Genomic DNA, 2,259 nt, shown 5'->3' on the forward strand with positions numbered 1-2,259 from the left:
TCCCGACCGACGGTGGACACCGGACCGGATCCGGCATCATCCGACCCCGGCCAGCGATGACCGTGATGACCGGCGGTGGGTCAGGCCGAGGCCGGCTACGACGTCACGGCACTGCGAGGTCACGGCGCTACGACACCGCCACCGGCGCACCCCGAATACCCCAGCGGGCACACCGCCTACGCTGGCGCCGCCCAGCCGGTGTTCGCGGGGCGGCGCCGGGTGTCTCAACCGGCGGTGAGCCAGTGGGACACGGCGTCGCCCGTCACGACTCGCACGGTCAGGATTACCGCGGCGACCGCGAGAAGCGGAACGACGACCCAGTGTTCGATCCTGCCGTCCGTCCGGGGAACCAGGACTGTCTCCATCCGCCAGGTGACCGGCCAGAGAAGAGGGCAGCCGCGCGGGGTCAGGCAGTCCCCGGCCAGGTGGGCGAGACAGCCCAGGGTGACCGCGTAGCCGGCGAAGCTCATGTCAATGCCGTGCATGAGAAAGACAGCGACCCCGGCGGTCACGCAGTCCATGACGGACGACCAGTGCTCGTGCTTCTCGAAGTCCAGGCCGAGCCCACGTAACCCGAAGCCCACGAGGACGAACAGCGCGGCCCACCACCCATACTCGAAACGGGCAGCCAGCAGGCCCATGACCACACCCATGCCGAGCGCGAAGAGGATCGAGTGGGTGGCGTGCCGGTGGCCACCGGCGGCCCTGCTGATCCACCTGCACATAACCCGGGTGACCGGCCCGAAGGTGTTGGCGATCCGACCGTGGGGATGGTCGATGTCGGGCAGAAGCGCCGCGCCCGCGGATACCACCGCGCCGGCGATCACCTGGGACGAGGACAAGGACACCGCGTGCGAGCCCAACCACTGCTCCCGGGACAGCAGGGGTGCGACGGCCAACCAGACCACCGCCCCGCTCAGGGCGTGGGTCCGTCCCATCATGGCAGCTCAACCTCAATGATCAGCATCGTCAGACTGTATCCAGCCGATCCAGCCGCCGCGCGCCGAGCGACGTTCGGCTGTCCCGTGGCAAGCGGGCTCCGCGTGTGGTCCTAGAAGCCGAGCCGCTGATACACGCCGTTGCTGGTCGGATCAGCCGGATCGGTGAACAGCAGGACCTCGTGCGCTCCCGCGTCCAGCGCAGCCTGGCTCACCGCTGCCGTCACAGCCCCGGCATAGCCCAATGGCGCTTAGTTAAGCGGTCCGAGCAAGGATGATCTTCGATTGTTGATCATGACGGATGCCGGTGTCTGTTGGGCGTTTGACTCGGTAGGCGCTGTGGCGGCCTCGTCTGATGGCGCGTGGGTACGTGCGGTGGCGGCGCACCGGGTTGAGCTGTTCGATGATCTCTGTGAAGATTTCCCGAAGCGCGTGCGTGTGGTCCTCAGTAGGGTCGGGGAATGGCGCGGTGGCCGTCGGCTCCGTTTCCATTCCCCGCCACATCGATCCGTGCATGCCGTTCTCCGGCACACGGCTCTCCGACGTTCTTCACCGTCGGCGTTCGGCCTTGCCTCGCCATGGCTTGTTCGGCCAGGGCGGAATGGGTCTGGCGGTCCGTGACATGACTAGTAGCCCGAGGTAGTTCTTCGACGACTAGCCGACGATCCAGCGTCCGATTTTCCCTCCGTGATCCCACGGGAAATGACCTCGCGATCCTCCGCTGTCAACACCGCGCCGCGCACCGAACCTCCAGATCAGTAGGCCACGTTCCTACCAGACCCGATCTATGACCGGATTCATACGTGGTGCACTGACCTATTGAGACCGAGCGGGCTTCGCCCCGCTGGTGGGTCTTCACCTCATCGAAGATTCTTTCAATTTCCCACCGCTCATGGTAGCCCGTGGCGAGTTCCACCGCGGATATATCGGTGTGGTCAAGGATGTTGGTGATGAGGCAGATCAGTTCTCCGGTGCCGGCTCCGGTGCGGTCGGGCACCGTGTATTCGATGACGCGGACGGGTGTCGCGTAGTCCTCGGGAAAATCGCGGCCCGCGCGGGCGTCGACGATGAGCTGTTCCCGCCGTTTCCCGCTTAGTTTCGGATTGATGACAATGGAGAGGTACTAATGGGAATGAAAGTATCTGGACAAAGTGCAACTCGGCATGATTTAATCATTGCATGCGGAAGCCCGACGGTCGGAAAATTGACCACGGAACACTGGAAACAATCAGGATTCGCGTGGCGCGCCAGATTGTTGACGACGGCGCCAACGCCGACGAGTTGGCAAAAGCACTGGGCTTCAGCCGGGCGGCGGTGTTCT

The 2,259-nt window shown here is 64.8% G+C and carries 1 protein-coding gene and 1 pseudogene; both read right to left on the reverse strand.

Annotation, left to right across the window (positions count from 1 at the left end; genetic code table 11):
* Positions 1 to 224: 224 nt before the first annotated feature.
* Positions 225 to 938, reverse strand: a complete 714-nt coding sequence (locus tag KBI5_RS24490) for a metal-dependent hydrolase (RefSeq protein WP_035734387.1) — start codon at positions 936 to 938, stop codon at positions 225 to 227.
* 113 nt (positions 939 to 1,051) lie between these two features.
* A pseudogene (locus KBI5_RS28935) lies at positions 1,052 to 1,180 on the reverse strand (GNAT family N-acetyltransferase); the annotation flags it as partial.
* Between the last annotated feature and the right edge of the window lie 1,079 nt (positions 1,181 to 2,259).

The sequence above is a fragment of the Frankia sp. KB5 genome (assembly GCF_002099325.1).
Lineage (GTDB): Bacteria > Actinomycetota > Actinomycetes > Frankiales > Frankiaceae > Frankia > Frankia casuarinae.

Bases quoted from the DNA above. Each gene is read 5' to 3' on its own strand.
- KBI5_RS24490 (WP_035734387.1), bottom strand. From the start codon at position 938: ATGGGACGGACCCACGCCCTGAGCGGGGCGGTGGTCTGGTTGGCCGTC.